The organism is Pseudomonas juntendi, from assembly GCF_009932375.1.
Taxonomy (GTDB): Bacteria; Pseudomonadota; Gammaproteobacteria; order Pseudomonadales; family Pseudomonadaceae; genus Aquipseudomonas; species Aquipseudomonas juntendi.
Map to the genome: position 1 here is coordinate 1 of NZ_BLJG01000070.1, position 4710 is coordinate 4710.

At 64.1% G+C, this 4710-nt stretch carries 4 protein-coding genes and 1 pseudogene; 3 read left to right on the forward strand and 2 right to left on the reverse strand.

What is annotated here, in order from left to right; genetic code table 11:
* A pseudogene (locus GYA94_RS10470) lies at nucleotides 1-270 on the reverse strand (RND transporter); the annotation flags it as partial.
* A 191-nt stretch (nucleotides 271-461) separates the two neighbouring features.
* Here GYA94_RS10470 and GYA94_RS10475 point away from each other — a divergent pair.
* A complete protein-coding gene (locus tag GYA94_RS10475) occupies nucleotides 462-1409 on the forward strand; it encodes a LysR family transcriptional regulator (protein WP_009685037.1) in 948 nt (315 codons plus the stop codon).
* A gap of 136 nt (nucleotides 1410-1545) precedes the next feature.
* Nucleotides 1546-2520 (forward strand): 2-hydroxyacid dehydrogenase, encoded by a 975-nt coding sequence (locus GYA94_RS10480; RefSeq protein ID WP_110675585.1) that lies wholly within the window; start codon nucleotides 1546-1548, stop codon nucleotides 2518-2520.
* An 84-nt stretch (nucleotides 2521-2604) separates the two neighbouring features.
* Here the strand turns inward: GYA94_RS10480 and GYA94_RS10485 are convergent, their stop codons facing one another.
* Nucleotides 2605-3507 (reverse strand): DMT family transporter, encoded by a 903-nt coding sequence (locus tag GYA94_RS10485; protein ID WP_054914010.1) that lies wholly within the window; start codon nucleotides 3505-3507, stop codon nucleotides 2605-2607.
* 274 nt (nucleotides 3508-3781) lie between these two features.
* Between GYA94_RS10485 and GYA94_RS10490 the strand changes: the two genes are divergently transcribed.
* Nucleotides 3782-4657, forward strand: a complete 876-nt coding sequence (locus tag GYA94_RS10490) for a helix-turn-helix domain-containing protein (RefSeq protein WP_161892283.1) — start codon at nucleotides 3782-3784, stop codon at nucleotides 4655-4657.
* The last annotated feature ends 53 nt before the right edge of the window (nucleotides 4658-4710 follow it).

Genomic DNA, 4710 nt, shown 5'->3' on the forward strand with positions numbered 1-4710 from the left:
CGCGGCGGCCATGGCCAGGCTCGGGCTGCCGGCCACTGCCAGGGCAACCCAGCGGTCCAGTTGCGGGTCGCCATAGGCGTGCCACCACTGCTGGTCGGGCCAGTGAGCATCGCTTGCGGCTTCGCGAATGGCCGCGTCGGTGGTCAGGGTATTGGCTTGCAGCGTCTTGCTTTGCGGGGCGATGCCCCAGGTTCCGATACAGCCGCTCAAGGTGAGGGCAAGGGCACAGGCACTGAACGCACTGAGCGTTCTGATGATGAGACGCGGCACAGCTGCGATTTCCCGAGGAAGAGGTGGAGGGGCCGAGCAATTCTAGGGGGCGGCAGCACTGGCGATAAGCGTAGATTCCTGCGAATCTTTGTTACCAAAACGGCGATAATCCGCCTTTGGTCGAAGGTAAGTTTTCATAACTTTTGCGTTGCTTCGTGACACAATTTTGTCCTCTACCTCGAGAGTGACCCATGGACACCCTGCAAAACATGCGTGCTTTCAGTTGCGTAGCGCAATTAGGCAGCTTCACGGCCGCTGCGGCGCAACTGGACACCACCACCGCGAACGTGTCGCGGGCGGTCTCCAACCTGGAAGCCCATCTGCAAACAAGGCTGCTCAACCGTACCACCCGCCGCATTGCGCTGACCGAGGCCGGCAAGCGCTACCTGATGCGCTGCGAACAGATTCTGACCTACGTCGAGGAAGCCGAGGCCGAGGCCAGCGACGCCCATGCGCGCCCCGCCGGGCAATTGAAGGTGCATTCGATGACCGGGGTGGGCCAGCATTTCGTGGTGGATGCGATTGCCCGCTACCGTGAATCGCACCCCGACGTGACCTTCGACCTGACCATGGCCAACCGCGTGCCCGACCTGCTTGACGAGGGCTATGACGTGTCCATCGTGCTGGCCACCGAGCTGCCGGACTCGGGGTTCGTTTCGCAGCGCCTGGGCATCACCTACAGCATCGTCTGCGCTTCGCCGGCCTACATCGCCCGCCATGGCCTGCCGCACAAACCTGCCGACCTGCTCAAGCACGCCTGCCTGCGCATGGTCAGCCCGGTGATCCCGCTGGAAAAGTGGCTGTTCGATGGCCCGGAAGGCCAGGAGATGGTCAACATCACCAGCTCGCCGTTCATGGTCAACACCGCCGACGCCATGAAGACCGCGATCCGCAGCGGCATGGGCGTAGGCGTGCTGCCGATTTATTCGGCCATCGATGGCCTGCGCGACGGCAGCCTGGTGCGGGTGCTGCCCGAGTACCGCCTGCAGGAACTGAACCTGTACGCCATCTACCCGTCGCGCCAGTATCTGGATGCCAAGATCAAGACCTGGGTCGAATACCTGCGCAACTCGCTGCCGGAAATTCTTGCCGCGCATGAGGCCGACCTGAAAACCCATCAGGTGCTGATCGCCGACTAAGGGCAGCTGCAAGTAGCAAGTAGCAAGTAGCAAGTAGCAAGTAGCAAGAAAAAGCAGATCCGTTCACGTGCTGCTTTTTCTTGTAGCTTGTAGCTTGCAACTTGTAGCTTGTAGCTTTCCCCTTGGAAGCAGCCCGATGAAAAAGACCGTCCTGGCCTTCAGCCGAATCACCCCGGCCATGGCCGAGCGCCTGCAGCACGATTTCAACCTGATCCAGCCCAACCCCAAGTTGGGCGACATCGCCGCCCAGTTCAACGAAGCCCTGCCCGAAGCCCACGGCCTGATCGGGGTCGGGCGCAAGCTTGGCCGGGCGCAGCTGGAAGGTGCGGCCAAGCTCGAGGTGGTGTCCAGCGTGTCGGTCGGCTACGACAACTATGACCTGGACTACTTCAACGAACGCGGCATCGCCCTCACCAACACCCCGGACGTGCTCACCGAAAGCACCGCCGACCTGGGCTTTTCACTGATCATGGGCTGCGCACGGCGTACCGCCGAACTCGACGCCTGGACCAAGGCCGGCAACTGGCAGGCAACCGTGGGCCCGGCGCACTTCGGCAGTGATGTGCATGGCAAGACCTTGGGCATCGTCGGCCTGGGCAACATTGGCGCAGCCGTGGCCCGCCGTGGCCGCTTCGGCTTCAACATGCCGATCCTGTACAGCGGCAACAGCCGCAAGAGCGCGCTGGAGCAGGAGCTGGGCGCGCAGTTCCGCAGCCTGGAGCAGTTGCTGGCCGAAGCCGATTTCGTGGTCATCGTGGTGCCCCTGTCGGACGCGACCCGCAAACTGATCAGCAGCCGCGAGCTGAAGCTGATGAAGCCAAGCGCGTTCCTGATCAACATTGCACGCGGGCCAGTGGTCGATGAAGCCGCACTGATCGAGGCGCTGCAAAACGGCACCCTGCGCGGCGCAGGCCTTGATGTCTACGAAAAAGAGCCACTGAGCGATTCGCCGCTGTTCAAGCTGCCCAATGCCCTGACCTTGCCGCACATAGGCTCGGCCACCGCCGAAACCCGCGAAGCCATGGCCAACCGGGCGCTGGACAACCTGCGTGCGGCGCTGCTGGGTGAGCGGCCGCGGGACCTGGTGAACCCGCAGGTGTGGAAGGGCTGATCCCCCGGTTGTCCCTGTACCGGCCCTATCGTCGGCAAGCCAGCGCCCACAGTTTCGGTAGCTGGCCGCTGATAGGGCCATGATTCATCTGGCCTCCACAACCCCCTCAGCTACCCGTGCCCTGGGCTTGCGAAACACCAGCACATTCCCTGCCATCACTGCGACAAGCCCCAACAGGGCCGGGGCCGTCCACTGGTACCCCTCGGCCACCGCCGACACGTTCAACGCCACCAACGGGAACAGCACCGTGCAGTACGCGGCCCGCTCCGGCCCCATGCGCCCCACCAGGGTGAGGTAGGCGGTAAAGGCGATCACCGAACCCGGAACCACCAGGTACAACAGCGAGCCGATGTAGCGCAGGTTCCACTCCATGCCGAACGGCACGCCGCTGACCACACAGAACGTACCCAGCATCAACGCGCCGTAGACCATGCCCCAGGCATTGGTGGTCATGGGCCGCAGCCCGGCCTTTTGCTGCATGCTCGACAGCAGGTTACCGGCCGAGAAGCACAGCGTGCCGAGCAGGGCCAGGCCCAGGCCGTACAGGGTCTCACGGCTGGCAGCGTGGTGCGACAGCTCGGGCCAGAACAGCAGGCCCAGGCCAAGCAAGCCCAAGGCGCCGCCGCCCAGCACATTGCTGGCAACCCTTTGGCCGAAGAAGATCCGCGCATTCAGCGCGTTCCACAGCGTGGCGGTGGAAAACACCACGGCGATCAGGCCGCTGGCGATCCACTGGCTGGCACTGAGGAAGCAGATGAAGTTGACGCAGAACAGGCACAGGCCCTGGGCCAGGCAGATCTGGTGGCCCCGCCTATTCATCGGCTGCAAGCGACGGGTGAGCAGCAGGAAGGCAAACAGGATCAGACCGGCCAGGGCGAAGCGGTAGACGATCGAGACCGGGATCGCGACCACGCCCAGTTGCAGTTTCAGGGCGATCCAGGTGGTGCCCCAGATCAGGACGGTGAGCAAGTAGAGAGACAGGTTCATCGGTGCGGCTCCTCAGGCGATCGACCCTACATCCCGGGGCCGCTGCGCGGCCCATCGCTGGCAAGCCAGCTCCCACAGGGGCAGCGTCAACCTTCAAGCTGGGCGCTGTAACTGTGGGAGCCGGCTTGCCGGCGATCGAGGGCGCAGCCCTCGCCAGTGCAATCAGTGTTCGCTCTGCCCTGTACTTTGCGCTTGCACAAACTTGCGCATTTGTCGCGCAGGCGGCTGTACGCAAGCTCAAGGCGCAGTAGGATGGGCGTCAGAGGAACCCGCCATGACGCCATTCACCCAGCTGCAAGTGTTCAATGCCATGCACGCCTCGCCCCACGCCCGCCTGGAGCTGAGCGCGCACCTGGGTGACGGGCTGGCGGCGGCGTTGTGGAGCAACCGCGACGACGCCCGCGATTATCAGGCGCCGAGCCATCACACCCTGTCGTGCTACATCGCCGACGGTACCGGCACCTTCCGCCGCCAAAGGCCGGCCGACAAAGGCGCGCCCGACAAGCTGTGCATCATGCCGGCGGGCCAGGAATCGAATTGGGTCGTCAATGGCGAGATCCGCCTGGCGCACCTGTATGTCAGCCAAGCGCAGTTCGCCCTTGGTTGCGTGCGCCTGCTCGACCGTGAGCCGCGTGAATTGCAGTTGCAGGAAGCGACCTTTCTTGACGACCCACAGCAGGCCCGACGCTTTCGCCAACTGATCGGCCTGGACTGGGACGAACCCGGCGAGCGTCTGCTGGCCAGCAGCCTGGCGCATGAGATCGTCGACCATGCGCTGCTCAGCCAGGTCGGGCTGCGCCAGGGCCTGCGCCTGAAAGGCGGGCTGGCACCAAACCTGCGTCGGCAACTGGTCGACTACCTCGAGGCGCACCTGGACCAGCCGATCACCCTCGGCGAACTGGCGTTGCGCTGCAACCTGTCCGAGTACCACTTTGCGCGCATGTTCCGCGCCAGCTTCGGGCTGCCACCGCACCAATTCCTGCTGGCCCGGCGGCTGCACCGGGCTTGCCAGCTGTTGCGGCTGGGGGGCATGCCGTTGGGGGAAATTGCCCTGGTGTGCGGGTTTGCCAGTGCCAGCCATTTCAGCAATCGGTTCCGCCAGGCCGTTGGCGCCACACCGGGCGAGTACCGCCTGGCCTTCAACCTGTGACATCGGGGCTGCTTTGCAGCCCATCGCAGGCAAGCCCCACAGGGATCGCCTTA